General features: G+C 61.6%; 23 protein-coding genes. 10 read left to right on the forward strand and 13 right to left on the reverse strand.

Annotation, left to right across the window (positions count from 1 at the left end; translation table 11 throughout):
- Window positions 1-87: 87 nt before the first annotated feature.
- The 4 genes from pqqC to DKB71_RS30625 are packed head-to-tail and all read left to right on the forward strand — an operon-like array spanning window position 88 to window position 4048.
- Window positions 88-840: a pyrroloquinoline-quinone synthase PqqC gene (pqqC, locus tag DKB71_RS30610; protein ID WP_408599154.1), complete on the forward strand. Its 753-nt coding sequence runs from the start codon at window positions 88-90 to the stop codon at window positions 838-840.
- The gene (pqqD, locus tag DKB71_RS30615) at window positions 837-1112 is read left to right on the forward strand and encodes a pyrroloquinoline quinone biosynthesis peptide chaperone PqqD (RefSeq protein WP_408599155.1); all 276 of its coding nucleotides are present in this window, start codon (window positions 837-839) and stop codon (window positions 1110-1112) included. Before pqqC ends, pqqD begins: the two co-directional genes overlap by 4 nt.
- A gap of 13 nt (window positions 1113-1125) precedes the next feature.
- On the forward strand, window positions 1126-2256 hold the full coding sequence (gene pqqE / locus DKB71_RS30620; protein ID WP_408601177.1) for a pyrroloquinoline quinone biosynthesis protein PqqE: 1131 nt from the start codon (window positions 1126-1128) through the stop codon (window positions 2254-2256).
- Entirely contained in the window at window positions 2222-4048 is a 1827-nt protein-coding gene (locus tag DKB71_RS30625) for a S9 family peptidase (RefSeq protein WP_408599156.1), read from the forward strand. Before pqqE ends, DKB71_RS30625 begins: the two co-directional genes overlap by 35 nt.
- Before the next feature lie 5 nt (window positions 4049-4053).
- Here the strand turns inward: DKB71_RS30625 and DKB71_RS30630 are convergent, their stop codons facing one another.
- Both DKB71_RS30630 and DKB71_RS30635 read right to left on the reverse strand, forming a co-directional pair.
- Window positions 4054-4212 carry a YqaE/Pmp3 family membrane protein gene (locus tag DKB71_RS30630; protein WP_003228885.1) on the reverse strand — a complete coding sequence of 53 codons (159 nt, stop codon included), beginning with the start codon at window positions 4210-4212 and terminating at the stop codon, window positions 4054-4056.
- Window positions 4213-4423: 211 nt separating this feature from the next.
- Complete coding sequence (locus DKB71_RS30635) at window positions 4424-5707, reverse strand: aspartate aminotransferase family protein (protein WP_323606561.1); 1284 nt, start codon at window positions 5705-5707, stop codon at window positions 4424-4426.
- 169 nt (window positions 5708-5876) lie between these two features.
- Between DKB71_RS30635 and DKB71_RS30640 the strand changes: the two genes are divergently transcribed.
- Window positions 5877-6806, forward strand: a complete 930-nt coding sequence (locus DKB71_RS30640) for a LysR family transcriptional regulator (RefSeq protein WP_274075526.1) — start codon at window positions 5877-5879, stop codon at window positions 6804-6806.
- A gap of 227 nt (window positions 6807-7033) precedes the next feature.
- Here the strand turns inward: DKB71_RS30640 and DKB71_RS30645 are convergent, their stop codons facing one another.
- The 10 genes from DKB71_RS30645 to bioB form a co-directional block, all read right to left on the reverse strand.
- Window positions 7034-8812 carry an acyl-CoA dehydrogenase C-terminal domain-containing protein gene (locus tag DKB71_RS30645; RefSeq protein ID WP_408599157.1) on the reverse strand — a complete coding sequence of 593 codons (1779 nt, stop codon included), beginning with the start codon at window positions 8810-8812 and terminating at the stop codon, window positions 7034-7036.
- Between the two features lie 191 nt (window positions 8813-9003).
- Complete coding sequence (locus DKB71_RS30650; RefSeq protein ID WP_408599158.1) at window positions 9004-10800, reverse strand: acyl-CoA dehydrogenase C-terminal domain-containing protein; 1797 nt, start codon at window positions 10798-10800, stop codon at window positions 9004-9006.
- 87 nt (window positions 10801-10887) lie between these two features.
- A complete protein-coding gene (locus tag DKB71_RS30655) occupies window positions 10888-12180 on the reverse strand; it encodes a GGDEF domain-containing protein (RefSeq protein ID WP_408599159.1) in 1293 nt (430 codons plus the stop codon).
- Between the two features lie 174 nt (window positions 12181-12354).
- On the reverse strand, window positions 12355-14160 hold the full coding sequence (locus DKB71_RS30660) for a phenylacyl-CoA dehydrogenase (protein ID WP_323606565.1): 1806 nt from the start codon (window positions 14158-14160) through the stop codon (window positions 12355-12357).
- 253 nt (window positions 14161-14413) lie between these two features.
- Complete coding sequence (locus tag DKB71_RS30665; RefSeq protein WP_323626428.1) at window positions 14414-14710, reverse strand: pyrroloquinoline quinone biosynthesis protein PqqE; 297 nt, start codon at window positions 14708-14710, stop codon at window positions 14414-14416.
- A 106-nt stretch (window positions 14711-14816) separates the two neighbouring features.
- Window positions 14817-15497, reverse strand: a complete 681-nt coding sequence (bioD, locus tag DKB71_RS30670) for a dethiobiotin synthase (protein ID WP_274075532.1) — start codon at window positions 15495-15497, stop codon at window positions 14817-14819.
- A complete protein-coding gene (gene bioC / locus DKB71_RS30675; RefSeq protein WP_274075533.1) occupies window positions 15494-16306 on the reverse strand; it encodes a malonyl-ACP O-methyltransferase BioC in 813 nt (270 codons plus the stop codon). Before bioC ends, bioD begins: the two co-directional genes overlap by 4 nt.
- Window positions 16299-17030 carry an alpha/beta fold hydrolase gene (locus DKB71_RS30680; protein ID WP_408599160.1) on the reverse strand — a complete coding sequence of 244 codons (732 nt, stop codon included), beginning with the start codon at window positions 17028-17030 and terminating at the stop codon, window positions 16299-16301. Before DKB71_RS30680 ends, bioC begins: the two co-directional genes overlap by 8 nt.
- Window positions 17023-18201 carry an 8-amino-7-oxononanoate synthase gene (bioF, locus tag DKB71_RS30685; RefSeq protein ID WP_408599161.1) on the reverse strand — a complete coding sequence of 393 codons (1179 nt, stop codon included), beginning with the start codon at window positions 18199-18201 and terminating at the stop codon, window positions 17023-17025. The genes DKB71_RS30680 and bioF overlap by 8 nt, the downstream gene beginning before the upstream one ends.
- A gap of 167 nt (window positions 18202-18368) precedes the next feature.
- Entirely contained in the window at window positions 18369-19424 is a 1056-nt protein-coding gene (bioB, locus tag DKB71_RS30690) for a biotin synthase BioB (protein ID WP_020796035.1), read from the reverse strand.
- Between the two features lie 94 nt (window positions 19425-19518).
- Here bioB and DKB71_RS30695 point away from each other — a divergent pair, with 94 nt between their 5' ends.
- From DKB71_RS30695 to rarD, 5 genes are all read left to right on the forward strand, one after another.
- The gene (locus DKB71_RS30695) at window positions 19519-20259 is read left to right on the forward strand and encodes a ComF family protein (RefSeq protein WP_408599162.1); all 741 of its coding nucleotides are present in this window, start codon (window positions 19519-19521) and stop codon (window positions 20257-20259) included.
- A gap of 63 nt (window positions 20260-20322) precedes the next feature.
- A complete protein-coding gene (locus tag DKB71_RS30700) occupies window positions 20323-21087 on the forward strand; it encodes a TOBE domain-containing protein (RefSeq protein WP_408599163.1) in 765 nt (254 codons plus the stop codon).
- 67 nt (window positions 21088-21154) lie between these two features.
- The gene (locus DKB71_RS30705; RefSeq protein WP_408599164.1) at window positions 21155-23056 is read left to right on the forward strand and encodes a PhoX family protein; all 1902 of its coding nucleotides are present in this window, start codon (window positions 21155-21157) and stop codon (window positions 23054-23056) included.
- A gap of 175 nt (window positions 23057-23231) precedes the next feature.
- The gene (locus DKB71_RS30710; protein ID WP_323626436.1) at window positions 23232-24206 is read left to right on the forward strand and encodes a serine/threonine protein kinase; all 975 of its coding nucleotides are present in this window, start codon (window positions 23232-23234) and stop codon (window positions 24204-24206) included.
- 206 nt (window positions 24207-24412) lie between these two features.
- Window positions 24413-25300 (forward strand): EamA family transporter RarD, encoded by an 888-nt coding sequence (gene rarD, locus DKB71_RS30715; RefSeq protein ID WP_323606569.1) that lies wholly within the window; start codon window positions 24413-24415, stop codon window positions 25298-25300.
- Window positions 25301-25515: 215 nt separating this feature from the next.
- On the opposite strand, the gene DKB71_RS30720 is transcribed toward rarD, so the two are convergent.
- Window positions 25516-26034, reverse strand: coding sequence for a glycine cleavage system protein R (locus DKB71_RS30720; protein WP_274075541.1), 519 nt, complete (start codon window positions 26032-26034; stop codon window positions 25516-25518).
- Between the last annotated feature and the right edge of the window lie 223 nt (window positions 26035-26257).

Consider the following 26257-nt stretch of genomic DNA (forward strand, 5'->3'; position numbering starts at 1 on the left):
CCGCGTACCCCTGTAGGAGCTGGCTTGCCAGCGAAAGGGCCAGACCAGCCACCAAAGAATCCACCGGCTGTACTCCGGAGACCCGCAATGACCGACACCCCGATGTCCCCCGCCGAATTCGAAGCCGCCCTGCGCGCCAAGGGCGCCTTCTACCACATCTATCACCCGTATCACGTGGCGATGTATGAAGGCCGGGCGACCCGCGAGCAGATCCAGGGCTGGGTCGCCAACCGTTTTTACTATCAGGTGAACATCCCGCTGAAGGACGCGGCGATCCTGGCCAACTGCCCGGACCGCGAGATCCGCCGCGAATGGATTCAACGCCTGCTGGACCACGACGGCGCCCCCGGCGAAGACGGCGGCATCGAAGCCTGGCTGCGCCTGGGCCAGGCCGTCGGCCTCGACCCGGACCAATTGCGCTCCCAGGAACTGGTGCTGCCCGGCGTGCGCTTTGCCGTCGACGCCTACGTCAACTTCGCCCGTCGGGCCAGTTGGCAGGAGGCCGCGAGCAGCTCGCTGACGGAACTGTTCGCGCCGCAGATCCATCAGTCGCGCCTGGACAGCTGGCCGCAGCATTACCCGTGGATCGACCCCGCCGGCTACGAATATTTCCGCACGCGCCTGGGTCAGGCGCGGCGCGATGTCGAGCACGGCCTGGCCATCACCCTCGAGCACTACAAGACCCGGGAAGGCCAGGAACGCATGCTGGAAATTCTCCAGTTCAAACTGGACATTCTTTGGAGCATGCTCGATGCCATGAGCATGGCCTACGAACTCAATCGCCCGCCGTATCACAGCGTGACCGGGGAACGGGTCTGGCATAAAGGAATCACCCTATGAGCTTCGATCGCAGCAAGACCCCGACCTGGCGCCCTGGCTACCGATTCCAGTACGAACCGGCCCAGCAAGGCCATGTGCTGCTGTATCCCGAAGGCCTGATCAAGCTCAATGAAAGCGCCGCGCTGATCGGCGGCTTGATCGACGGCGAGCGTGACGTCGCCGCGATTATCAATGAGCTCGACACCCAGTTCCCGGGCGTGCCCGAACTCGCGGACGACATCGAGCAATTCATGGAGGTTGCCCGTGCGCAGCACTGGATCGAACTTGCCTGATTCATCCAGGCAAGTGCCGCCCACACCCGAGATCGGCCTGCCCCTGTGGCTGCTGGCCGAGCTGACCTATCGCTGCCCGCTGCAATGCCCGTACTGCTCCAATCCGCTGGATTTCGCCGAACAAGGCAAAGAACTCAGCACCGAACAATGGCTCAAGGTGTTCCGTGAAGCGCGGGAGATGGGCGCGGCGCAGCTGGGTTTTTCCGGCGGCGAACCCCTGGTGCGCCAGGACCTTGCCGAGCTGATCGCCGAGGCACGCAAGCTGGGTTTCTACACCAACCTGATCACCTCCGGCATCGGCCTGACCGAGCAGAAAATCAGCGACTTCAAGAAGGCCGGGCTCGATCATATCCAGATCAGTTTCCAGGCCAGCGACGAGCAGGTGAACAACCTGCTGGCGGGTTCGAAAAAGGCCTTCGCGCAAAAGCTGGAAATGGCCCGCGCCGTCAAAGCCCATGGCTACCCGATGGTGCTGAACTTCGTGACCCATCGGCACAATATCGACAAGATCGACCGCATCATCGAGTTGTGCATCGCCCTGGAGGCAGACTTCGTCGAACTTGCCACCTGCCAGTTCTACGGCTGGGCTCAGCTCAATCGAGTCGGGCTATTGCCGACCAGAGAGCAACTGGTGCGCGCCGAACGCATCACCAATGAATACCGCGCCAAACTGGAAGCCGAAGGTCATCCGTGCAAGTTGATTTTCGTCACGCCGGACTACTACGAAGAACGCCCGAAAGCCTGCATGAACGGCTGGGGCAGTATTTTTCTGACAGTGACGCCGGACGGAACCGCCCTGCCCTGTCACGGCGCCCGACAGCTGCCGTTGCAGTTTCCCAACGTGCGCGACCACAGCATGCAGCACATCTGGTACGACTCGTTCGGCTTCAACCGCTTTCGCGGTTACGACTGGATGCCCGAGCCCTGCCGCTCATGCGACGAGAAGGAAAAGGACTTCGGCGGCTGTCGCTGCCAGGCGTTCATGCTCACGGGTGACGCGAGCAACGCCGACCCGGTGTGCAGCAAGTCGCCTCAACACGGCGTGATCCTCAAGGCCCGCGAAGAGGCGGAGCACGCGACCCAGACCATTGAACAACTGGCCTTTCGCAATGAACGAAACTCACGCCTCATCGCCAAAAGCTGAACCCTTCAGCGCCGCCAACGCCGTCGCGGCCGGTATCGATTTTGCCGAACTGCAGGTCGGGGCCCAGGGTTTGTTCTGGAACGAGTACCGCCCGGAGGATGCCGCGTGCCGGATCTGGCACTGGCGCGATGGCGTGGCCCACTGCCTGACGCCAGCGCCGTTCAGCGTGCGCAGTCGGGTGTACGAATATGGCGGGGGCGCGTTTTGCCTGACCGGTGACGGCGTGGTGTTCGTCAATGAGGCCGATCAGCAACTGTATCGCCAATCGTTGCAAGGTGAGACGCCCCAGTTGCTGACGTCCGGCGTTTGTCGATACGGCGATCTGCAGTTCGCTAACGGCCAAGTGCTGGCAGTCGAGGAAAACCGCAATGAACACCGCCTGGTGGCGATCGACCTGGCGGATGGCACGCGGCATTTGCTGGCCGAAGGCGCGGACTTTTACGCCGCACCGACCTTGAGTCCCGACGGGCAACGACTGGCCTGGATCGAGTGGAGTCGCCCGGACCAGCCGTGGACCGCGACCCGCTTGATGGTCGCCCATCGCCAGGCTGACGGCAGCTACGCCAGCCCCTGCTGCGTGGCTGGCGACCAATCCCAGGAGTCGCTGCAACAACCGCGCTTCGACAGTAACGGCCACTTGTACTGCCTGACCGATCGCGCTGGATACTGGCAGCCTTGGGTGGTATCGGCCGACGGCCTGAAGCCGTTGCCCTGCGCCGCCGCCGACCACGGCCCGGCGCCCTGGCAACTGGGCGGCTGCACCTGGCTGCCACTGAGCGAAGGCAGCTACCTGGCCAGCTGGACAGAAGGCGGTTTCGGCCGACTGGGGCTTTGCGCTACCGGATGCGACGACCTTACCGGCGACTACAGCCGCTTCCGCCATCTTGCCCTGGATGAGCGGTTCATCTACTGCATCGCAGCATCCCCCGTCAGTTCATCGGCGGTGATCGCCATCGATCGCCAGACCCGCCACGTCAATGTCCTCGCAGGCGGCATCGCACCGCTGCCCGCCGAGCAAATCAGTCGCCCACAAACCCTGCGCTACCCCAGCGGCTCGGGTGAATCCCACGGTTTTTTCTACCCGGCCATGACCGGCGACGCCAAGCCGCCACTGGTGGTGTTCATCCATGGCGGCCCGACTTCGGCGTGTTATCCGATGCTCGATCCGCGCATCCAGTACTGGGCACAGCGCGGTTTCGCCGTGGCCGATCTCAACTATCGCGGCAGCAGCGGTTACGGCCGTGCCTATCGCCAGGCCTTGCATTTACGCTGGGGTGAAGTGGATGTCGAAGACGCTTGCGCGGTGGTCAGCCATCTCGCTGATCGTGGCATGATCGACGGCGACAAGGCCTTCATTCGCGGCGGTAGCGCCGGAGGCTACACCGCGCTGTGCGCGCTGGCGTTCCACCAGGTGTTTCGTGCCGGCGCCAGTCTTTATGGGGTCAGCGACCCTGTGGCGCTGGGCCGGGCCACGCACAAGTTCGAAGGGGATTACCTGGACTGGCTGATCGGTGATCCGCAACAGGATGCCGAACGCTACGCCGCCCGCACGCCGTTACTGCATGCCAGCAACATTCACGTGCCGGTGATCTTCTTTCAAGGCGAGCTGGATGCCGTGGTGGTGCCGCAGCAGACCCGCGACATGGTCGAAGCCCTGCAGCACAACGGTATTCTAGTCGAAGCGCATTACTACGCGGACGAACGCCACGGCTTTCGCAAAGCCGCCAACCAGGCCCACGCGCTGGAGCAGGAATGGTTGTTCTATCGACGGGTTATTGCGTCAGCAAATTGAATGGTTCAGCGCTTGGCGATGATGTACACCGCATGCACGATCCCGGGAATGTAGCCGCACAGCGTCAGCAGAATGTTCAGCCAGAACGCTCCGCCGAAGCCCACTTGCAGAAACACGCCCAGGGGTGGCAACAGAATGGCGATGATGATGCGGATAAAGTCCATGCGAGCAGCTCCTGATTGAAGGGGGCTCACGCGAGCCCATAACCAATCGACCTGTACCGTTGGTCAGGGTTCAGCCCGATTTGCCCAGCCAGTGTATCCAGGCCATGTTTCTGAACGACGCAGCTGCCACAAAAAAACGCCCCACGCCAAAAGAATCAGGCGTGGGGCGTGCGTTATACCGCGAGACGGTTCGGGAATTCTTGGGGCCTGCCTAGACGGCGATCCCTTTGCGACATTGCAACTGCGCGGTGCGCACGCGGGAGAAAGCGCGGGCCAGGCGCAGCAGCATTTCATCGATGTTGGCTTTGCTCACCGTCAGCGCCGGGGTGAAACGCAGGCAATCGGCTTGCGGCGCATCGAGCAACAGCCCTTCGTACAGCGCGGCCTTGACCACGGCGTCGGCCGAGTCGTCGGACAGGGTCAGCCCCCAGAGCAGCCCTTGTCCGCGCAGTTCGCCATGTCCGTAGCGATGGGACAATCGCTGCAGGCCTTCGCGCAGGTGCTGGGCCATTTCTCCGACATGCTCGAGAAAACCCTTGTCCTGCACACTGTCGAGCACCGCCAGGCCGGCCGCGGTCAGCAGCGCATTGCCATGATGGGTGCCACTCATTTCGCCCGCCTCGATGCAGCAGGCCTTGCCCCGCGCCAACAGCGCCGCCACCGGCACACCACCGCCAAGCCCTTTGCCGAGCACGACGATATCTGCGCGCACGCCGTAGGACTGTTCAGCCAGCAGGCTGCCACAGCGACCGACACCGGTTTGCACTTCGTCGAAGATCAGCAGGATGCCCAGCTCGCGACACAGGCGCTCGACCCCTTTGAGGTAATGCGCAGTGGCCGCAATCACCCCGGCTTCGCTCTGGATCGGCTCGAGCATGATCGCCACGGTCCGTTCATCCACCGCCGCGTGAAGCGCCGCGAGATCATTGAAGGGAACGCGGCTGAAGCCCGGAAGCTGCGGCTCGAAACGGTTGATCAGGGTCGAGCTGTCCGACGCCGAAATCGTCCCCAGGCTACGACCATGGCAAGCCTGGTTGGCCACGATGATCCGCGAAGCGCCGCCGCGGTGCCGCTGCCCCCATTTGCGCGCCAGCTTGATCGCCGCTTCGCACGCCTCGCTGCCGCTGTTGAGCAGGTACGCCTGATCGCTGCCAGTGCTGTCACACAGGCGCTGGGCGAGATTGAGCATGCCGCGGTTATGCAAGCCGAAACCGGGATTGATCAGCGCTTGCGCCTGCGCGGTAATGGCACTGACCAGTGCCTTGGGGCTGTGGCCGAGGCTGTTGGCGCCGCCGCCCTGGGAGAAATCCAGGTACGCACGGTCCTCGCTGTCCCACAACCAGGAACCCTGGCCACGGACAAAAACCTGTTTGGGACGATCGACACTGGGCATCAGGTACTCGCTGCAAAGATTGTCGTCCCTGGACGGGGCGCAATGGTCCGCCAGCAAATCATCGAGACTGGGCGATTGCCGACGCAGGCTGAACAGATTCATGGGGTCAACCCTCGCAGAAGGTTTTTTGCGTTACCTATGCAAATGCCATCGAAGCAAAGGATATTCATCGCGTTCCGGGGCCCTGTAAGCCTTGTGAATGCAGTTAGACTAGGCCCAGGCAAGGCGTTGAGCCATTTCGATTTAGCAGCATTTTTGATAAGCATTACTTATGGATTTCAAGCAACTGCGTTATTTCGTCGCTGTGTATGAAGAGGGCCATGTGGGCCGGGCTGCCGAGCGCCTGTCGATTTCACAGCCGGCGCTGTCCCAGCAGATCCGCCACCTCGAACAATCCCTGGATGTGAGCCTGTTCGAACGCAGCAGCAAACGCCTGTTGCCGACCCTGGCGGCCCATACGCTGTACAACCATGCCCTGCCCTTGCTCGATGGCTTGCAACGGGCACGGGAAGCACTGGGCAACTTCAAGGGGCATGCGCTGCGCACCCTGGCCATCGGTGTGCTGCAAACCGTCCACACCAGCCTGGTGCCACAAATGCTCGAGCGGGTGCGCAAGGCGCAGCCCCATCTGGTGGTGCAGATCTATGAACTGACCGGGCTGGAAATCGAGCGACGACTGCTCAATGGCTCCCTGGACATCGGCATCGGCTACTTGCCGCCCCGCCAGCCGGGATTGCACGGGGTGATGTTGTACGAAGATGAACTGACGCTGGTCATCCCGGCCGACCATCCTTTGCGCGAATTCAAGAAAGTCTCCATGAGCCAGGCCGCCGAATTGCCGATGCTGCTGCTGGGCGAAGAATTTCAGATACGGCAAATCTGGCAGGCGCAACTGGCCAGCCTGGGACGACGCCCGCAGGTACAGGCCGAGCTGAACAACATGGCCGGCATTCTCGACAGCCTGCCGCACACGCGGTTGGCGACGGTGCTGCCCGGACGCTCGCAGAAAACCCACGGCAACCGGCAATTGTTGTGGAAACCCCTGAGCGAGCCGCGGGTGCCGCTGAAAGTCGGGTTGGTCTGTCGCGATGTGCAACGGCAACAGGCCTCGCTGGCCTTGCTGCGCACGTTACTGGAGGAGGTGATCAATCGGCCGGATGAGCGTTTGAACAGCCCGTCGATACTGGATGACCTGGGCTAAACACTTTTCTCAAGGCCAAAGAAAACCCCGCCGAAGCGGGGCTTTGCAGACTGTTTCCCTGACATCCTTTTCACTCCGCCGTCCTGGCAGAATCCTACGTGTCCGTGTTGTTACTTTGCGCTTCCTGCGCTACGTCCATGAGAAGTAGATTAGCTGTGGATCCAATTTCCGACTATGGGAGAACAGCAGCACGTCATGTAAGAGAATGCTTACATTAGGTTACATCATCAGAATTGCCCGGCATCCAGCAGGAACAACGATTCGCTACCGGCCTTCACCGACGCGCTCAACGAGTGAATACGCGGCAGCAAGCGGGCGAAATAGAAGCGTGCGGTGCCCAGTTTGCTCGCGTAGAAATCGTCCTGGGTTTCTTTGCCCAGGGCGGCCTTGGCCATCAACGCCCACATGTAGGCGTAAGCGACGTAACCAAAGGTTTGCAGATACTCGACCGACGCCGCGCCGATTTCATTCGGGTTGTTTTTCGCCCGATCCAGCAGCCATGAGGTCAATTCGTCGAGTGTGGTCACCGCATCGTTCAGTGGCTTGGTGAACTCCGCCAGGTCCGCACTGGCGGTGGCGGTGAAGTGACGAATCTCGTCGGCGAACAGGTTGTAGAACGCACCGCCCGTGCCGACGATCTTGCGCCCGACCAGGTCCAGCGCCTGGATGCCGTTGGTGCCTTCGTAGATCTGGGTGATGCGCACGTCGCGCACCAGTTGCTCCTGGCCCCACTCGCGGATGTAACCGTGGCCGCCGAACACCTGCTGGCCGTGAACCGTGGTCTCCAGACCGAGATCAGTGAGGAACGCCTTGGCCACCGGGGTCAACAAGGCCACCAGGTCTTCCGCGCGTTTGCGGGTGGTGGCGTCTTCGCTGAACTTGGCGGTGTCCAGTTGCATGGCCACGTAGGTGGAGAAGGCGCGACCGCCTTCGTTCGAGGCTTTCATGGTCAGCAGCATGCGACGCACGTCCGGGTGAACGATGATCGGGTCAGCCACTTTGTCCTTGTTCTGCGCGCCGGTTGGCGAACGGCTCTGCAGACGATCACGGGCGTACTCGACGGCGTTCTGATACGAGCGCTCGCCGGTGGCCAGGCCCTGGATGCCGACGCCCAGACGCTCGTAGTTCATCATGGTGAACATCGCCGCCAGGCCCTTGTTCGGCTCGCCGACCAGATAGCCCACGGCTTCGTCGAAGTTCATCACGCAGGTCGCGGAGGCCTGGATGCCCATCTTGTGTTCGATCGAGCCGCAGTTGGCCGGATTGCGCGCGCCCAGGCTGCCGTCGGCATTGACCATGAACTTGGGCACCAGGAACAACGAAATCCCTTTTGGCCCAGCCGGCGCATCCGGCAGCTTGGCCAGCACCAGGTGGATGATGTTTTCGGTCAGGTCGTGTTCGCCGCCGGTGATGAAGATCTTGGTGCCGCTGACCTTGTAGGAACCGTCGGCCTGAGGCTCGGCCTTGGTGCGGATGATCCCAAGATCAGTGCCGGCATGTGGCTCGGTCAGGCACATGGAACCGGCCCAGACGCCGGCGTACATGTTCGGCAGGTAGGCGGCCTTCAGCTCTTCACTGGCGTGGGCGTTGATCGACAGGCAGGCACCCGCAGTCAGCATCGGGTACAGACCGAACGACAGGCTGGCCGAGTTGACCATTTCTTCGACCTGGGCCGAAACGGCCTTGGGCATGCCCATGCCGCCGTAGGTCGGATCGCCACCGACACCGACCCAACCGCCTTCAGCGTAGGTCTGGTAAGCCTGTGGGAAACCTGCCGGCGTGGTGACGGCACCGTCCGCCCAGTGGCAACCTTCTTCGTCAGCGGCACGGCTCAGGGGTGCGATGCTTTTGCTGGTGACCTTGCCGGCTTCTTCGAGAATGGCTTCGACCGTTTGCGCATCAACGGTCTCGGCCAGCGCTGGCAGCTCGGCCCAGAGTTTGGCGACCTCGAATACTTCATTGAGGACGAAGCGCATATCGCGCAGGGGCGCTTTGTAGTCAGCCATGGCAAACCTCGCAAGATCTAAACAGGTGAATCGTAGGAGTTGTGTTTTTCGTTGGTTCCGAGTGTAACCCAACAACTTTTGCGACACATAGGGTCGATCTGTGACCGTTTTGTAATTTTTAGTCACCGACTATTCAGTCATAAAAAAGCCCGTAATTCAGCGGGCCTTCCTTTGTGATTCATTTTAAAAGATTAAAGCGCGAATATTTCCGCTGGCAGCTTCATCAGGCAATCACTGCCTGCCTCGATGGCTGCCCGATGAGCGGCAGTACGCGGCAGCAATCGCTTGAAGTAAAACTCGTTGGTGGCGAGCTTGCCCTGGCAATAATCGGCATCACCGCTGCCCGAATCCAGCTGCGCCTGCGCCACCAGCGCCATGCGCAGCCACAAGTAGCCGAGGATGATGTATCCGCTGTACATCAGGTAATCCACCGACGCGGCGCCGACTTCATCCGGGTTTTTCATCGCGGCCATGCCGACCTGGGTGGTCAGTTCGCCCCACTGCTGATTGAGCGCGTTGAGTTGCGCCACATAACCGGCCAAGTGCGGATGCCCGGCGTTCGCCGCACAGAACTTGTGGACGATCTTGGTGAAGCCGCGCAGCAACTTGCCCTGGCTGCCGAGGACTTTACGCCCGAGCAGGTCCAGCGCCTGGATGCCGTTGGTGCCTTCATAGATCGGGGCGATGCGGCAGTCACGAACCAGCTGTTCCATGCCCCATTCACGAATGAAACCGTGGCCACCGAACACCTGCATGCCATGGTTGGTCACCTCCAGCCCGGTTTCGGTCATGAAGGCTTTGCAGATCGGTGTCAGGAAGGCCAACAGGTCTTCGGCGTCCTGGCGCGCCGTTGCATCCGCGCTCAGGTGCGCCACGTCGAGCAATTGCGCAGTGAAGTAAGTCAGTGCCCGGTTGCCTTCGTTGAAGGCTTTCATGGTCAGCAACATCCGGCGCACGTCCGGATGCACGATGATCGGGTCAGCGGCTTTTTCCGGAGCCTTGGGACCCGTCAGCGCGCGCATCTGCAAACGGTCGTTGGCGTATTTGATCGCGCCCTGGAAACTCGCTTCGCCCAGACACAAACCCTGCATGCCGGTGCCCAGCCGCGCGTGGTTCATCATGGTGAACATGCAGTTGAGGCCCTTGTTCGCTTCCCCGATCAAAAAGCCCTTGGCCCCGTCGAAGTTCAGCACGCAGGTGGCCGAGGCCTTGATCCCCATCTTGTGCTCGATGGAGCCGCAGGAAACGCCATTGCGTTCGCCCGCTTCACCCTCGGCATCGGGCAGGAACTTGGGCACGATGAACAGCGAGATGCCTTTGGTCCCGGCCGGCGCATCCGGCAGTTTCGCCAGGACCAGGTGAATGATGTTGGCGCTCATGTCGTGCTCGCCGGCGGAGATGAATATCTTGCTGCCGGAGATCGCGTAGCTGCCGTCGGCCTGGGGCACGGCGCGGGTCTTGATGATGCCCAGGTCGGTGCCGCAATGGGCTTCGGTCAGGCACATGGTACCGGTCCATTGGCCGGCGGTGAGTTTGCTCAGGTAAGTGTGTTTCTGTTCGTCAGTGCCATGGGCGTGGATCGCCGACATGGCGCCGTGGGTCAGGCCGGGGTACATGCCCCAGGACGTGTTGCTGGAACCGACCATTTCGCTGATGACCAGCCCCAGTGAACTGGGCAGCCCCTGGCCGCCATACGCCGGATCAGCCGCCAGGCCATGCCAGCCACCCTCGACGTATTGGGCGAAAGCCTGCTTGAAACCTGCGGGCGTGGTGACCACGCCGTTGTCGAAATGGCAGCCCTCTTCGTCGCCGCTACGGTTGAGCGGCGCCAGCACGTTCTCACAGAATCTTGCGCCTTCTTCGAGGATCGCATTGATCATGTCCGGGCTGGCATCGGTGGCGCCGAGGGCGGCGTAGTTGCTGTGAAAATCGAAAACGTGGTCGATCAGAAAGCGCATATCGCGCAAGGGGGCCTTGTAGTCGGGCATGGTCATTTCTCCGGCAGCAGATGAATGCAACCTACTGCCGCCGACCCGCCCTTCACAATCACAGTCCAGACGCTGAATGCGCCGTCATCACTCAACCGTAGCGGCGTCCATGCGCACGGCGCCACGGCGGCTCTGCCCGAATGCCATCACGCAGTTACGCCCGGCGCCCTTGGCGCTGTAGAGCGCCTCGTCCGCGGACTTGAGCACTTTCTCGGGGGTGCGTTGCTCCACGCGTTCGGCAACGCCGATACTCACCGTCACCGACACGCTCGAGGCACTGGCGCCCGCGCGACGCTGCCGGCCCTGATTGTCATCCTGTGGACGGCTGTCCTGATTGCGCAGATGAATGTTGTAGGTGGCGATGGACTCGCGAATGACCTCCAGGTGCGGCATGCACTCTTCGAGGGTCTTGCCTGCAAACACCAAGGCGAATTCTTCACCGCCATAGCGATAGGCCTTACCGCCCCCGCCGATTTTCGACAACTTGCTGGCGACCAGTCTCAACACCTGGTCCCCCACGTCGTGCCCGTGGGTGTCGTTGAATTTCTTGAAGTGGTCGACGTCACTCATGGCCAGCACATAGTTGCGCCCCAGGCGCTGCATGCGCTCATTCAACGCCCGGCGCCCCGGCAGCCCGGTGAGTTCGTCACGGAAGGCCATCTGATAGGCCTCATGGGCCACGGCGGCGGCGATCATCAGCATCACCTGGCTGCACATGATGTTCAGGGTGAAAGGCAGGATGAAGGTTTTCGGCAACATCCAGAACAGCCCGAGCAACCCCACCAGCTGGGCGGCATGCAGGGGCCTTGGGTGACGCCAGTACTGCCAGGCCAGCAGCAGGAACACGGCGATGAACACAGGATAGGACAGCTGGATCAGGCTCATCCAGGCGCCGTGCAAGACAGGCCAGCGAATCTCCGCCAGCCACACCAGCAGCGTCTGCGGATAACTTTGCTCAAGGGCCAGGGCCACGCTACCCACGGCCAGCAACACGGCGAAACGGGCGACCATGTCCTGGAACAGATGCGTACGCTCCTGCCACGCGGCGAACACGCCGAACAGCAACGGCAACAGCAGGCAACACAAATGAAACACCACCGCGGCGTCCTCACGCACCTTGCCGTGGTCGCGGTAGTAGTCGGTCTGGGTGTCGAGCAGGAAGTAGGCGATGTACACCGTGACCATCAGGAACAGTTCACGCTGGCGTCGATAGACTGCGCAGTAGGCACCGCCAAGCAACAGCACCAGGGTCGGAAGCACCTGGAACAGCGACGTGAAGAAGACGTTCAGGTCCTTGATATAGGCAGCCGCGAGCCCCGCCAGCAACAGCAGCAATGAAGGCAAAAAGTGACTTACACGCATAGGGGAAGAACGCGGCAAAGGTATGGCTCCGACCCGTCATATCAGTGATGGCAATGTGCCCATAACTGTAACGGCAGGAACCCGGACTTGCTTAGCCCATTACCGAGGTATTTTCATGACAGTGCCTGTGCAGGCACTAAAAAAGCCGCTGCTCCGGAAGGAACAGCGGCTTTTCAAGAAGCGCGTTAGGACTTAGTAGCCCAGCGCGAAATCTTCTTCTTTCATGTCCATCAGGTTGTTGGCACCCGACAGCATGGTTGCAACGTGAGAGCGGGTACGTGGCAGGATGCGCTGGAAGTAGAAGCGCGCGGTCTGCAGCTTGGCGGTGTAGAACGCCTCTTCGGATGTGCCGGCAGCCAGTTTCTCGGCAGCCAGGCGCGCCATGTCAGCCCAGAAGTAGGCCAGGCAGGCGTAACCGGAGTACATCAGGTAGTCCACGGAGGCCGCGCCGACTTCTTCGCGATCTTTCATGGCGGCCATGCCGACCTTCATGGTCAGCTCGCCCCATTCCTTGTTCAGTGCAGCCAGCGGTGCAACGAACTCTTTGACAGCGTCGTTGCCTTCGTTGGTCTGGCAGAACTTGTGGACGATCTTGGTGAAGCCTTTGAGGGCCTCGCCTTGGGTCATCAGCACTTTACGGCCCAGCAGGTCGAGTGCCTGGATACCGGTGGTGCCTTCGTACAGCATCGAAATACGGCTGTCGCGAACGTTCTGTTCCATGCCCCACTCGGCGATGAAGCCGTGGCCGCCGTAGATCTGCACGCCGTGGTTGGCGGATTCGAAACCGACTTCGGTCATGAAGGCCTTGGCAATTGGCGTCATGAACGCCAGCAGTGCGTCGGCTTTTTTCTTCTCTTCCTCGTCCACACCGTACTTGACGATGTCGACTTGCTTGGCGGTGAAGTAGACCATCGCGCGGTTGCCTTCGGCGAACGCTTTCATGGTCAGCAGCATGCGACGCACATCCGGGTGCACGATGATCGGGTCAGCGGCTTTGTCCGGCGCTTTCGGGCCAGTCAGCGAACGCATTTGCAGGCGATCACGAGCGTATTTCAGGCCGCCCTGGAAGCCGATTTCGGCATGGGCCAGGCCTTGCAGCGCAGTACCCAGGCGTGCGGTGTTCATGAAGGTGAACATGCAGTTCAGGCCTTTGTTCGCCGGGCCGATCAGGTAACCGGTGGCCGCGTCGAAGTTCATCACGCAGGTGGCGTTGCCGTGGATACCCATCTTGTGTTCCAGGGAACCACAGGACACGGCGTTACGCGCGCCAACCGAACCATCGGCGTTCGGCATGAACTTCGGCACGATGAACAGCGAGATGCCTTTGGTGCCAGCCGGCGCATCCGGCAGGCGGGCCAGCACGATGTGGACGATGTTGTCGGCCATGTCGTGTTCACCGGCCGAGATGAAGATCTTGGTACCGGAGACTTTGTAGGAACCGTCGGCCTGAGGCTCGGCCTTGGTGCGCAGCATGCCCAGGTCGGTGCCGCAGTGCGGTTCGGTCAGGCACATGGTGCCGGTCCATTCGCCGGACACCAGTTTGGTCAGGTAAGCCTCTTGTTGCTCAGGCGTGCCGTGCTCGGAAATGGTGTTCATCGCGCCATGGGACAGGCCCGGGTACATGCCCCACGACCAGTTGGCTTCGCCGACCATTTCGCTGACCGCCAGACCCAGGGACTCCGGCAGGCCTTGGCCGCCGTGCTCCACGTCGTGGGCCAGGCTTGGCCAGCCGCCTTCGACGAATTGCTTGTAGGCCTCTTTGAAGCCAGTCGGGGTCTTAACACCGGACTCGCTCCAGGTGCAGCCTTCGATGTCGCCCACACGGTTCAGCGGAGCCAGCACCTGCTCACAAAACTTGGCGCCTTCTTCAAGAATGGCGCTAACCATGTCTGGAGTTGCGTCTGCACAAGCCGGAAGGCTCTGATAGTGCGCCTCGTAGCCGAGCAGTTCGTCACGAACGAAGCGAATATCACGCAAGGGGGCCTTGTAGTCAGGCATAGCGATAAACCTCTGCTGATGTAACCGGGAATGAGCGACCGTTGTCGAAACGATCAAACAGTTGTTTGAAACATACGTTTACGCCCAAATCTTGTCAAGCACCTATCTTTTGCCATTCGTCATCCGACTACCAATTAGCGCGCACGCGGGCCTGACGCTGTTGGCCTGAGCAACGCGCAGCGTGAGAAAGATAGTGGATAGCAGGACTCACGCTGAAAGCGTACCCGTCAGACGGTGCGCTTTCAGCGTGAGTTCAGGCGTAGGTGTCGATCAGGGTGCCAAGCATTTCGTCGGAAGCCTTGGCGACTTTGGCGCCCAGTTCCACCTGAAACCTGCCTTCGGCCATGGCGATATTGCTGCTCACGAGGTCAGACTGCTGACTGCGGTCGACTGAACGCAGGCGATCGGCCTGAGCTTCGGAAGATTGGCTGGTCACCGAACGCTCGATCGTTGTGTTGGCGATTTGTCCGGCGGCTTGATCGACACGGTTCTGCCCCGCCTGGACAGTGCTCAGGCCAGCATAAAAAGCGGTATTACCCGAAATTTCCATGGAAGAACTCGTCCTTGCAAAGAGTCGTCAATACCCATTGAAGCAGACATACCGGGAAATGGCCCGTCAAAAACACTAATGGCACAGTGCCGCTATCGCCAATACCTTAGTCCAGCAGGTCCAGTTGCAGGTGCTCCGCCACCGCTTCGGCCGTGACCATCTTGAGTTTCGGCACCCGTCCCAGGCACGGCGCAGGGAGGCGTTCGGCGAGGGTCGCGAGGTTTTCTTCCAGGCGTGCGGTCTTCGGATCAATGATGTTCGCCACCCATCCCGCCAGCTGCAGGCCATCCCGGGCAATCGCCTCGGCCGTCAGCAGCGCGTGGTTGATGCAGCCCAGGCGTATACCGACCACGAGGATAACCGGCAGGTTGAGCGCCATTGCCAGGTCCGACAGGTTGTCCTGGTCCGCCAATGGCACGCGCCAGCCGCCAGCGCCCTCGATCAGGGTGAAATCGGCCTGCATGTCGAGAATCTCGCGCATCGGCGTCAACAGCGATTGCACGGTCAACGCGATGCCTGCCTCGCGCGCGGCCAAGTGCGGCGCAATCGCCGGCTCCAGCGCCAGCGGATTGACCTGGGCGTAGGTCAGGGGCAGCGAACACTCCGCCAGCAGCGCCAGCGCGTCGGCATTGCGCAGGCCCTTGGGCGTCACCGTGCAGCCAGAGGCCACCGGCTTGCCCGCGGCCGTGCTTAACCCGGCTGATCGCGCGGCATACAGCAGGCCGGCGGCAATCGTGGTCTTGCCGACATCGGTGTCGGTTCCAGTGACGAAATACGCGGAGCTCATAAGGGTTTCTCCAAAACGGCATACACCACTTGATAAGTCGCCGGCAGGCCCTGGGCCTGACGAAACTGCTCATAAGCCTCGACCAGGCCGAGAATCCGCGCCCGACCGGTCAAGCCCCCCGGTCGCCCGGGGTTCAGGTTGTGCGCCCCCAAGGCCTTGAGCTCATGGGTCAGGCTGCGCACGTCCGGGTAATGCAGCACATGCGCCTGGTTTTCCAGGCTGATCGCCCGCAAACCGCTGGCCGCGCACAGCTGCTGATAAACGCCAAACTCGCGGAAGCGGTTGACGTGCACCATGCCATCCACCTGACGCCAGCTGTCACGCAGTTCGAACAACGTGCCCACACATAGACTAGCAAATGCGAAAACGCCCCCGGGTTTCAGTACTCGATGGGCCTCGCTGAGTACCGAAGTGAAGTCCGCGCACCACTGCACCGCCAGGCTGGAGAAAATCAGGTCGCACGTTGCATCGCGCAACGGCATGCGCTCGGCGTCGCCAGCGATGAAGTGCGTGGCGCCGCCCAAGGGCCGGGCGTGGTTGAGCATGCCTTCGGCGATGTCCAGCGCCACACCTTGGCTGACGGGAAACCGCTCACCCAGCGCACGACTGAAATGGCCGGTGCCGCACCCAAGGTCGAGCCAGCGCTGCGGCACGAACGCCTGGGGCAAACGGTTGAGCAACTGGCTGCCGACATCACGTTGCAACTCAGCCACGCTGTCGTAGCTCGACGCCGCACGGGAAAACGACGCGGCTACCTGGCGCTTGTCGGGCAAAGCGCCGGGCAATTGGGGAAAAGATAAATCAGTCATCGCCGCACTCATGCAAAAAGGCCTGGATCGCCCCCGCCACACCGTGGGGATTTTCCAGGAGGAACGCGTGGCCGGCCTGTTCGATCAGACCGATTTCAACATCCGGCAGCAGCGCCAGTAACGCCTCGGCGGCTTCGGCCGGCACCAGCCCGTCGAGGCCGGCATACAGATGCAATTGCGGACCGCGGAACGTCTGCAGGGCCTGGCGGGTGTCCAGTTGCGCAAGCACCTCCAGGCCACTCATCAGCACCGCCGGCGAGGAGTGTGGCGCGCCCCCGAGCAACAGCCTCGACAAGCCGCGCGGGTCTTCGGCACCTTGGGCACAGAGCAGTGAAAAGCGCTTCAACGTCGTGCGCGGATCGGTAGCGCAACCCGCCAGGAAGGCATCGAAGGTTTCCCCGGGCATTGCGGTTGGCCATTGTTCATGGCTGACAAAACAAGGGTTGCTCGCCAGGGTCAGCAGGCCACAGCAACGGTCGCCACGACGCGCCGCCAACTCGGACGCAAGCATGCCACCCAGCGACCATCCACCTAGCCAGGCGTCCTGTGGCACGCTGGCGTCGAGTTCATCGAGCCAATGTTCGAGATGGCTCGAGTCGAGCTCTGGCAGCGGCTCGATTTCCACGCGCAGATGTTCGTCCAGCCCCTGCAAGGCAGCGGCCAATGGCTCCAGCGGCGAAATCCCGAGACCCCAGCCGGGCAGCAGAATCAGTCGATCACGCATGGCCAGGCTCCGGTCCCAGTCGTTCATGACAATCGGCCAGTCCCTCTAACAATAGCTGCACTTGCGCCTCGCTATGGGAAGCGGTCAGGGTCACGCGCAGTCGGGCGCTGCCAGCCGGCACGGTTGGCGGGCGGATGGCGCTTACCATCAATCCGCGTTCGCGCAGCATCTGCGACAAACGCACCGCGCGCCCGGCGTCACCGATCATGATCGGCTGGATAGGCGTGAAGCTGTCCATCAGCTCCAGGCCGATCTGCTCGGCGCCTTGGCGGAACTGGCGAATCAGCGCCTGCAAATGCTCGCGACGCCAATGCTCGCTGCGCAGCAGTTCCAGGCTTTTGAGGGTCGCGCAGGCCAAGGCCGGGGGTTGGCTGGTGGTGTAGATGTAGGGGCGGGCGAACTGGATCAGGCTCTCGATCAACTCTTCGCTGCCGGCGACAAAAGCACCCGCCGTTCCGAACGCCTTGCCGAGCGTGCCGACCAATACCGGCACGTCTTCCTGGCTCAGGCCGAAATGCTCGACGCTGCCGCCACCCTGGGCCCCCAGGGGACCGAAACCGTGCGCGTCATCGACCATCAGCCATGCACCCTTGGCCCTGGTTTCCCGGGCCAGCGCTGGCAGATCGGCAATGTCGCCGTCCATGCTGAACACGCCGTCGGTGACGACCAGCGTATTGCCGGTGGCTTTTTCCAGGCGCTTGGCCAGGCTCATGGAGTCGTTGTGCAGATAGCGATTGAAACGTGCGCCAGACAACAGCCCGGCGTCCAGAAGCGAGGCATGGTTGAGCCGGTCTTCGAGCACCGTATCGCCCTGCCCCACCAGCGCCGTGACCGCACCGAGGTTGGCCATGTAGCCGGTGGTGAACAGCAGGGCACGCGGGCGACCGGTGAGGTCGGCCAAGGCTTCTTCCAGGGCGTGATGCGGGGTGCTGTGGCCGATGACCAGATGCGAAGCCCCGCCACCCACGCCCCACTTCGCAGCCCCGGCGCGCCAGGCTTCGATCACTTGCGGGTGATTGGCCAGGCCCAGGTAATCGTTGTTACAGAACGCCAGCAATGGCTGGCCGTCGACCACTACTTGCGGGCCCTGCGGGCTTTGCAGCAATGGACGTTGGCGGTAGAGGTTTTCAGCACGACGGGCAGCCAGGCGTGCGGCGAGATCGAAAGACATGCAGGCCTCGGTGTCAGATCGCAGAGTGCAAAAGTTGCACGATCCCCTGTGGGAGCCAGCCTGCTGGCGATGACGGACTGTCACTCAACATTGACGTCGATTGACCTGACACCATCGCCAGCAGGCTGGCTCCCACAGGTTTTGCATTTCTTCAGAAGGATCGGAGGTCAAACAGCCGCGTTATAGAACTGCTCGCTGCTCTTCTGCTCCACCAGCGCCTGTTCGATGGCGGCCTGATGCACTTCGTCGGCGTGTTCTTCGCGGGCTTCCGGCAGGATCCCCAAACGCCCGAACAGTTGCATGTCCTTGTCGGCCTGTGGGTTGGCAGTGGTCAACAGTTTTTCGCCGTAGAAAATCGAGTTGGCGCCGGCAAAGAACGCCAGGGCCTGCATCTGCTCGTTCATGGCTTCGCGGCCAGCGGACAGGCGCACGTGGGATTTTGGCATCAGGATCCGCGCGACCGCGAGCATGCGGATGAAGTCGAACGGATCGACGTCGTCGGCATTTTCCAGCGGCGTACCGGCGACTTTCACCAGCATGTTGATCGGCACAGACTCCGGATGCTCCGGCAGGTTGGCCAGCTGGATCAGCAGGTTGGCGCGGTCATCGAGGGACTCGCCCATGCCGAGGATGCCGCCGGAGCAGATCTTCATCCCCGACTCACGTACGTAGGCCAGGGTTTGCAGGCGCTCGCTGTAGGTGCGGGTGGTGATGATGCTGCCGTAGAACTCAGGCGAGGTGTCGAGGTTATGGTTGTAGTAATCGAGGCCGGCCTTGGCCAGCGCTTCGGTCTGGTCCTGATCGAGGCGACCGAGGGTCATGCAGGTTTCCAGGCCAAGGGCTTTGACGCCTTCGACCATTTTCAGCACGTAAGGCATGTCTTTGGCCGATGGATGTTTCCACGCCGCGCCCATGCAGAAACGGGTCGAACCGATGGCCTTGGCACGCGCAGCCTCTTCGAGGACCTTCTGCACTTCCATCAGCTTTTCTTTTTCCAGGCCGGTGTTGTAGTGACCGGACTGCGGACAATATTTGCAATCTTCCGGGCAGGCACCGGTCTTGATCGACAGCAGGGTCGATACCTGGACGCGGTTGGCGTCGAAATGCGCGCGGTGCACCGTCTGCGCCTGGAACAACAGGTCATTGAATGGCTGAACGAAGAGTGCTTTGACTTCGGCCAAAGACCAGTCATGACGCAAAGTTGCAGAGGTGCTGGCGCTCATGGGCGTTTCCTTTGTTTTATGCTTTGGCAGGCGACCGGGAAAGGGAATTTCCACCGGCGCATCACAGGTGTTTCGGCATATTTAAGGAAGAGCCATGCGCTGTCAACCACGATACGACAAGCAGGTTTACATCTGGTTAAAAAACAAACAGCACTGTTTGCTGTGTGATGAAGCGGCCGATGGCTCCACGCCCATTTGCATGGCTTGCGAAACCGAGTTGCCCTGGCTCGGCGAGCACTGCCAGACCTGCGCCCTGCCCTTGCCCGCTGCCGGCCTGACGTGCGGCCAGTGCCTCAAGCAGCCTCCGGCGTTTGAACGAGTGGTTGCGCCCTGGACTTACAACTTCCCGATCGACAGCCTGATCACCCGCTTCAAGCACAGCGCGCAATGGCCGTTGGGCCACCTGCTCGGCGAACTTCTCGCTCAATCCCTGCAACATCGCTTCGACGATGACTTGCCGCGACCCGATGCGCTGGTCCCCGTGCCGATGGCTGCCCGGCGCCTGCGCCAACGAGGCTTCAATCAGGCTGCAATGCTGGCGCGTTGGCTCAGCGAACGCCTCGATGTGCCTTCCGATGAACGGTTGCTATCGAGAACCCAAGACACCAACGCCCAACAAGACCTCAACGCCGCGGCCCGCAAAAAGAACCTGCAACACGCCTTCGCCCTGGCACCCGACGTATCGGTGAAGAATCGCCATCTGGCGCTGGTGGACGACGTACTGACCACGGGTGCCACCGCGCAAGCACTGGCTTGCCTGTTGATGGACGCAGGCGCCACACGGGTCGACGTCTATTGCCTGGCACGTACACCCAAACCTGGCGAGTCGCCGTGACTTGACTCCCGGGCCCCGAGCCGCCAACGTCCTCACCATCGTCATTGCCCAAAGCGTCTTGCCATGTCCTTGCCTACGCTGTTGTCCCAGCACATTGTGCGCCGCCCGCAACGCATTGCCCTGCTGCAACACATCGCCGAGCAGGGCTCGATCACCCGCGCGGCGAAAAGCGCGGGCCTGAGCTACAAGGCCGCCTGGGATGCCATCGATGAACTCAACAACCTTGCGCAAAAACCGTTGGTGGAGCGCAGTGTCGGCGGCAAAGGCGGTGGCGGCGCGAAACTGTCCACCGAGGGCGAGCGTGTGCTACGCCTCTATCAAAAGCTGCAGGTGCTGCAAGCCCAGGTCCTGGAGGCCGCTGAAGACGCCAGCGACCTCGATCTGCTCGGGCGCCTGATGCTCAGGACCAGCGCACGCAACCAGTTGCACGGCAAGGTGGTGGCCATTGAAACCCAGGGCCACAACGACCGGGTCCGCCTTGAACTGGCCGAAGGCTTGAGCATCGCTGCGCAGATCACCCACGACAGCACCCTGCGCCTGGACCTGCAAACCGGCACCGAAGTGGTCGCCCTGATCAAGGCCGGTTGGCTCGATGTGCTGGGCAGCGGCGACGAGGCAACACCCGGACACAATTGCCTCGAAGGCGTCATCGAGGAAATCCTCGACGCCGAAGACGGCCCCTGCGAAGTGCGCATCGGCCTGCCCAACGGCCAGACGCTCTGCGCCCTGGCCGAGCCCTGGCATTTGCAATCGCGCAAGCTGACCAGCGGCAAACCAGTGCGCGCGCAGTTCTCCCCGTCCAACGTATTGCTCGGCACGCCGCTTTAAATACACCTGCAACAAAAGCGTCATCGTCCGCCATTAAGGTGACTGCAAAAATCGCAGGGAGCCTGATGTGAGCCTATTAGAAGACAACCAACCCACCGACCTCGAACAGATGGTCGGCCTCAGCCGCCGTGGTTTCATCAGCGCAGGCGCCTTGTGCGGTGCCGCCATGTTCCTCGGCGGCAACCTGCTGAGCCGCAGCGCACTGGCCGCCAGTGTCAGCGCCGGCACCAGCCGGTTGCTGGGTTTCGAGAGCATCCCCGCCGCGACCAGCGACGCGATCAGCCTGCCACCCGGCTACAAGTCTTCGGTACTGATCAGCTGGGGTCAGCCCCTGCAGAACAACGGCCCGGCCTTCGACGCGAGTGGCAACGGCAGCGCCGAGCATCAGGAAGTCCAGTTCGGCGACAACAACGACGGCATGAGCCTGTTCGCCTTCCCCGATGACAACAACCGGGCGCTGATGGCGATCAACAACGAATACACCAACTACCGCTACCTCTACCCCCACGCGGGCATGCCGCAATCAGCGCAGGAAGTGCACAAGGCCCTGGCCTGCGAAGGCGTGTCGGTGATCGAAGTGCAGCGCAAGGAGGGTCATTGGCAGTTCGTCCAGGGCTCGCCCTACAACCGCCGCATCCACGGCAATTCGCCGATCAACCTGAGCGGCCCGGCTGCCGGTCACGCACTGCTGAAAACCAGTGCCGATGCGCAAGGCAAGACCGTCCTCGGCACGTTCCAGAACTGCGCCAACGGCAAGACGCCGTGGGGCACCTACCTGACCTGTGAAGAGAACTTCACCGATTGCTTTGGCAGTACCAATGCCGAGCTGAAGTTCGACGCCGCGCAGAAACGCTACGGCGTGGTGGCGACCAGCAAAGACATCAACTGGCATCAACACGATCCGCGCTTCGACCTGGCGAACAATCCCAACGAACTCAACCGCCACGGCTGGGTGGTCGAGATCGACCCGTTCGACCCGAAATCGACCCCGGTCAAGCGCACCGCACTGGGCCGCTTCAAACACGAAAACGCCGCCCTGGCTGAAACCAAAGACGGCCACGCCGTGGTGTACATGGGCGACGATGAGCGCGGCGAGTTCATCTACAAGTTCGTCAGCCGCGACAAGATCAACCACAAGAACCCCAAGGCCAACCGCGACCTGCTGGACCACGGCACCCTGTACGTGGCCCGTTTCGATGCAGGCGACGGCAATGCCGATCACCCCAAAGGCCAGGGTGCATGGATCGAACTGACCCACGGCAAAAACGGCATCGACGCCAGCAGCGGTTTTGCCGACCAAGGCGAGGTGTTGATTCATGCCCGTCTGGCGGCCAGCGTGGTGAAGGCCACGCGCATGGACCGTCCGGAATGGATCGTCGTCAGCCCCACGGACGGTCAGGTTTACTGCACCCTGACCAACAACGCCAAGCGCGGCGAAGAGGGGCAACCGGTGGGCGGGCCGAACCCGCGCGAAAAGAATGTCTACGGGCAGATCCTGCGCTGGCGCACCGACCGCGATGACCACGCCTCGAACACCTTTGCCTGGGATCTGTTCGTGGTCGCCGGCAACCCGCAAGTGCATGCCGGCACGCCGAAGGGCGGTTCGTCGAACATCACCCCGCAGAACATGTTCAACAGCCCGGATGGGTTGGCGTTCGATAAGGCCGGTCGGCTGTGGATACAAACCGATGGCGATTCGAGCAATGCCGGTGATTTCGCCGGCATGGGCAACAACCAGATGCTCTGCGCCGACCCTGCGACCGGGGAAATTCGTCGGTTCATGGTCGGGCCAATTGGCTGCGAAGTGACAGGCATCAGTTTTTCGCCGGACCAGAAGACGTTGTTTGTCGGGATCCAGCATCCGGGGGAGAACGGTGGTTCGACCTTCCCTGAGCACCTGCCGAACGGCAAGCCGCGGTCTTCGGTGATGGTGATTACCCGGGAGGATGGCGGGGTCGTCGGCGCCTGACAGGGCCTCTTCGCTGGCAAGCCAGCTACAAAGTCATGCACGATTTCAAAAATGGCGCATGACCTGTAGGAGCTGGCTTGCCAGCGAAGGCGTCAGCACAGTCACAACCTATCCATGTCTGTCTGCGCTACCATGCCTGGCCGGACGCAGCAGCCTGCTGCGCGCAGGAGTCAGCATGGCCCACCCGTTTGAAACGCTCACCCCAGACCTCGTGCTCGATGCCGTCGAAAGCATCGGTTTTCTCAGCGATGCCCGCATTCTGGCGCTCAACAGCTACGAAAACCGTGTCTACCAGGTCGGCATCGAAGACGCCGAGCCACTGATCGCCAAGTTCTACCGCCCGCAGCGCTGGACCAACGAAGCGATCCTTGAAGAACACCAGTTCACCTTCGAACTCGCCGGGGTCGAGGTGCCGGTCGTCGCGCCGATGATCCACAACGGTGAAACCCTGCACGAACACAATGGCTTCCGTTTCACCCTGTTCCCCCGCCGCGGCGGCCGCGCGCCGGAACCCGGCAACCTCGATCAGCTGTATCGCCTGGGACAACTGCTCGGCCGCCTGCATGCGGTGGGCTCGACCAAGCCGTTCGAGCACCGAGAGGCGCTGGCGGTGAAAAACTTCGGCCATGACTCGCTGACGACCTTGCTCGAAGGCAATTTCATCCCCCGCAGCCTGCTGCCGGCCTACGAGTCCGTGGCCCGCGATCTGCTCAAGCGTGTGGAAGATGCCTACAGCAATACGCCGCACCAGAACATCCGCATGCACGGCGACTGCCACCCCGGCAACATGATGTGCCGCGACGAGATGTTCCACATCGTCGACCTGGACGACTGCCGCATGGGACCGGCGGTACAGGACATCTGGATGATGCTGGCCGGCGATCGTCAGGACTGCCTGGGTCAGTTGTCAGAACTGATGGACGGCTACAACGAATTCCACGACTTCAATCCCCGGGAACTGGCGCTGATCGAACCCCTGCGCGCATTGCGCCTCATGCACTACAGCGCCTGGCTCGCACGGCGTTGGGACGACCCGGCGTTTCCGCGCAGTTTTCCGTGGTTTGGTACGGAGCGGTATTGGGGAGATCAGGTGTTGGCGTTGCGCGAGCAGCTGGCGGCGCTCAATGAAGAGCCGCTGAAACTCTTCTGAGAAACACAAATTCACTGTGGGAGCGGGCTTGCTCGCGAATGCGGTGTGTCAGTCGACATCAAGTTTGCTGACACTGCGCATTCGCGAGCAAGCCCGCTCCCACATTTGTTCTGTGTTCACAATTGCCCAACCTATTCAGGCAGGACATTCGTAGACAAATCTCCTTACAATCCCCTCTTTGTTAGCTGCCTAAGCAAGGATTCTGCATGCAAGCCGCCAACCCGCGTCGCGGGTACATCCTGGGCCTGAGTGCCTACATCATCTGGGGACTTTTCCCGCTCTATTTCAAAGCCATCGCCAGCGTGCCCGCCGTGGAGATCATCATCCATCGCGTGCTCTGGTCGGCGCTGTTCGGCGCCTTGCTGCTGATGGTCTGGAAACACCCGGGCTGGTGGCGCGAACTGCGGGAGAATCCGCGCCGGCTGGCGATCCTGGCCCTGAGCGGCACGCTGATCGCCGCCAACTGGCTTACCTATGTGTGGTCGGTGAACAACGGGCGCATGCTGGAGGCCAGCCTCGGTTACTACATCAACCCCTTGGTGAACGTACTGTTGGGGATGCTGATCCTCGGCGAACGGCTGCGCCGCATGCAATGGATTGCTGTGGGGCTGGCGGCGGTTGGCGTGGCGCAACAGGTCTGGCAAGTCGGCAGCCTGCCCTGGGTGTCGCTGGTGCTGGCATTGACCTTCGGTTTCTACGGGCTGATTCGCAAACAGGCGCCGGTCAAGGCGCTCCCGGGATTGGTGGTCGAAACCTGGATGCTGGTGCCGATCGCGCTGGCCTGGTTGCTGCTCAATCCAACCGCCAGCAGCGCCCAGGCTGAATTCTGGACCACCTCCGAAGCCTGGTGGCTGGTGGCTGCCGGCCCGGTGACCCTGGTGCCGTTGGTCTGTTTCAACGCCGCCGCGCGGCATCTGCCCTACACGACACTTGGATTCCTCCAATACCTGGCGCCGACCCTGGTGCTGCTGCAAGCCGTCCTGCTGTTTGGCGAGCACTTGTCGTCCAGTACGCTGGTGGCGTTCATCTTCATCTGGGCCGGCCTGGCGGTTTACAGCATCGATGCCTGGTTCAGCCTGCGTCGGCGCAGCTGATCAAAAAACGCACAAACCTCTGCAGGCCACGTTCTCCATGGCCTGCACCGATCCTTCCCAAGGTTATCCACAGCGTGATCCCCGCCGTTTGTGCGCAAGTCACTGAAACTGCTGGTTTTTTGATCAATCTTTGATAAGCCACGTCCGCCGTGGCCTGGCGGGCTGTCTCTACAGGTTATCCACAGGCAGGTGCACGTTTAATCTGGATAACCCGATCAAGGCTCACTGCGCAGTACCAATTCCACCATCAGATCGTCCGCCAGGGTTTCCAGGCGCGATTGCAGCACGTCCAGGGACAGCGTCAACGGCACCGCCAGTATCGCTTCGGCGTGGAATAGCGGCTCGCTGCTCATGGGCGCCGGACGTACTTCGGTCACCAGTCGTTCCAGGTTGACCCCCTGTTCACTGAGCAAGCGCGTGATGTCGCGCACGATCCCCGGCCGGTCATTGCCCACCAGTTCCATGGCGATCGGCTTCCAGGTGCACGACTGTTCGATGCCGCTTTCGGCGATCAATACGCGAATGCCATGGGCCGACAGCCCTTGCAAGGCATCGACCAGTGAATCGTAGGCTTCCGCCGGTACCCCGACCCGAAGAATCCCGGCGAATTGCCCAGCCATGCGTGACATGCGGCTTTCCAGCCAATTGCCGCCCTGCTCGGCGATGCATTGGGCAATGCGCTCGACCTGCCCAGGCTTGTCCGGTGCAAAAACAGTGAGTACGAGGTGGTCCATGGCGCAGCCCTCTTTTGTTATTGAAAGAGAAGTATAGGCAAGGGTGGTTGCTGTGCTGAATCGACTGACGCCACCGCCTGTAGGAGCTGGTTTGCCAGCGAAGCGATGCACCACCGATCTGCCGCCCGGGCACAAATCGTGTACAACTTTTTATATTTAACTGGAACAATCTCATGGTTTTTTGAGAACATCCCGATCCGCGACGTGACTGCAATGCGTCATG

It is taken from the genome of Pseudomonas sp. PLMAX, from assembly GCF_046042685.1.
GTDB lineage: Bacteria > Pseudomonadota > Gammaproteobacteria > Pseudomonadales > Pseudomonadaceae > Aquipseudomonas > Aquipseudomonas putida_AE.

What these genes read in the sequence shown, in the direction of transcription:
- DKB71_RS30645 (WP_408599157.1), bottom strand. Translation starts at nt 8,812, where the DNA reads ATGGCTGACTACAAAGCGCCCCTGCGCGATATGCGCTTCGTCCTCAAT.
- DKB71_RS30625 (WP_408599156.1), top strand. Translation starts at nt 2,222, where the DNA reads ATGAACGAAACTCACGCCTCATCGCCAAAAGCTGAACCCTTCAGCGCC.
- bioC (WP_274075533.1), bottom strand. Translation starts at nt 16,306, where the DNA reads ATGACTGATTTATCTTTTCCCCAATTGCCCGGCGCTTTGCCCGACAAG.
- bioF (WP_408599161.1), bottom strand. Translation starts at nt 18,201, where the DNA reads ATGTCTTTCGATCTCGCCGCACGCCTGGCTGCCCGTCGTGCTGAAAAC.
- DKB71_RS30640 (WP_274075526.1), top strand. Translation starts at nt 5,877, where the DNA reads ATGGATTTCAAGCAACTGCGTTATTTCGTCGCTGTGTATGAAGAGGGC.
- DKB71_RS30710 (WP_323626436.1), top strand. Translation starts at nt 23,232, where the DNA reads ATGGCCCACCCGTTTGAAACGCTCACCCCAGACCTCGTGCTCGATGCC.
- DKB71_RS30650 (WP_408599158.1), bottom strand. Translation starts at nt 10,800, where the DNA reads ATGCCCGACTACAAGGCCCCCTTGCGCGATATGCGCTTTCTGATCGAC.
- DKB71_RS30720 (WP_274075541.1), bottom strand. Translation starts at nt 26,034, where the DNA reads ATGGACCACCTCGTACTCACTGTTTTTGCACCGGACAAGCCTGGGCAG.
- DKB71_RS30700 (WP_408599163.1), top strand. Translation starts at nt 20,323, where the DNA reads ATGTCCTTGCCTACGCTGTTGTCCCAGCACATTGTGCGCCGCCCGCAA.
- bioD (WP_274075532.1), bottom strand. Translation starts at nt 15,497, where the DNA reads ATGAGCTCCGCGTATTTCGTCACTGGAACCGACACCGATGTCGGCAAG.
- DKB71_RS30660 (WP_323606565.1), bottom strand. Translation starts at nt 14,160, where the DNA reads ATGCCTGACTACAAGGCCCCCTTGCGTGATATTCGCTTCGTTCGTGAC.
- DKB71_RS30695 (WP_408599162.1), top strand. Translation starts at nt 19,519, where the DNA reads ATGCGCTGTCAACCACGATACGACAAGCAGGTTTACATCTGGTTAAAA.
- DKB71_RS30635 (WP_323606561.1), bottom strand. Translation starts at nt 5,707, where the DNA reads ATGAATCTGTTCAGCCTGCGTCGGCAATCGCCCAGTCTCGATGATTTG.
- DKB71_RS30680 (WP_408599160.1), bottom strand. Translation starts at nt 17,030, where the DNA reads ATGCGTGATCGACTGATTCTGCTGCCCGGCTGGGGTCTCGGGATTTCG.
- DKB71_RS30630 (WP_003228885.1), bottom strand. Translation starts at nt 4,212, where the DNA reads ATGGACTTTATCCGCATCATCATCGCCATTCTGTTGCCACCCCTGGGC.
- bioB (WP_020796035.1), bottom strand. Translation starts at nt 19,424, where the DNA reads ATGAGCGCCAGCACCTCTGCAACTTTGCGTCATGACTGGTCTTTGGCC.
- pqqC (WP_408599154.1), top strand. Translation starts at nt 88, where the DNA reads ATGACCGACACCCCGATGTCCCCCGCCGAATTCGAAGCCGCCCTGCGC.
- DKB71_RS30665 (WP_323626428.1), bottom strand. Translation starts at nt 14,710, where the DNA reads ATGGAAATTTCGGGTAATACCGCTTTTTATGCTGGCCTGAGCACTGTC.
- pqqD (WP_408599155.1), top strand. Translation starts at nt 837, where the DNA reads ATGAGCTTCGATCGCAGCAAGACCCCGACCTGGCGCCCTGGCTACCGA.
- rarD (WP_323606569.1), top strand. Translation starts at nt 24,413, where the DNA reads ATGCAAGCCGCCAACCCGCGTCGCGGGTACATCCTGGGCCTGAGTGCC.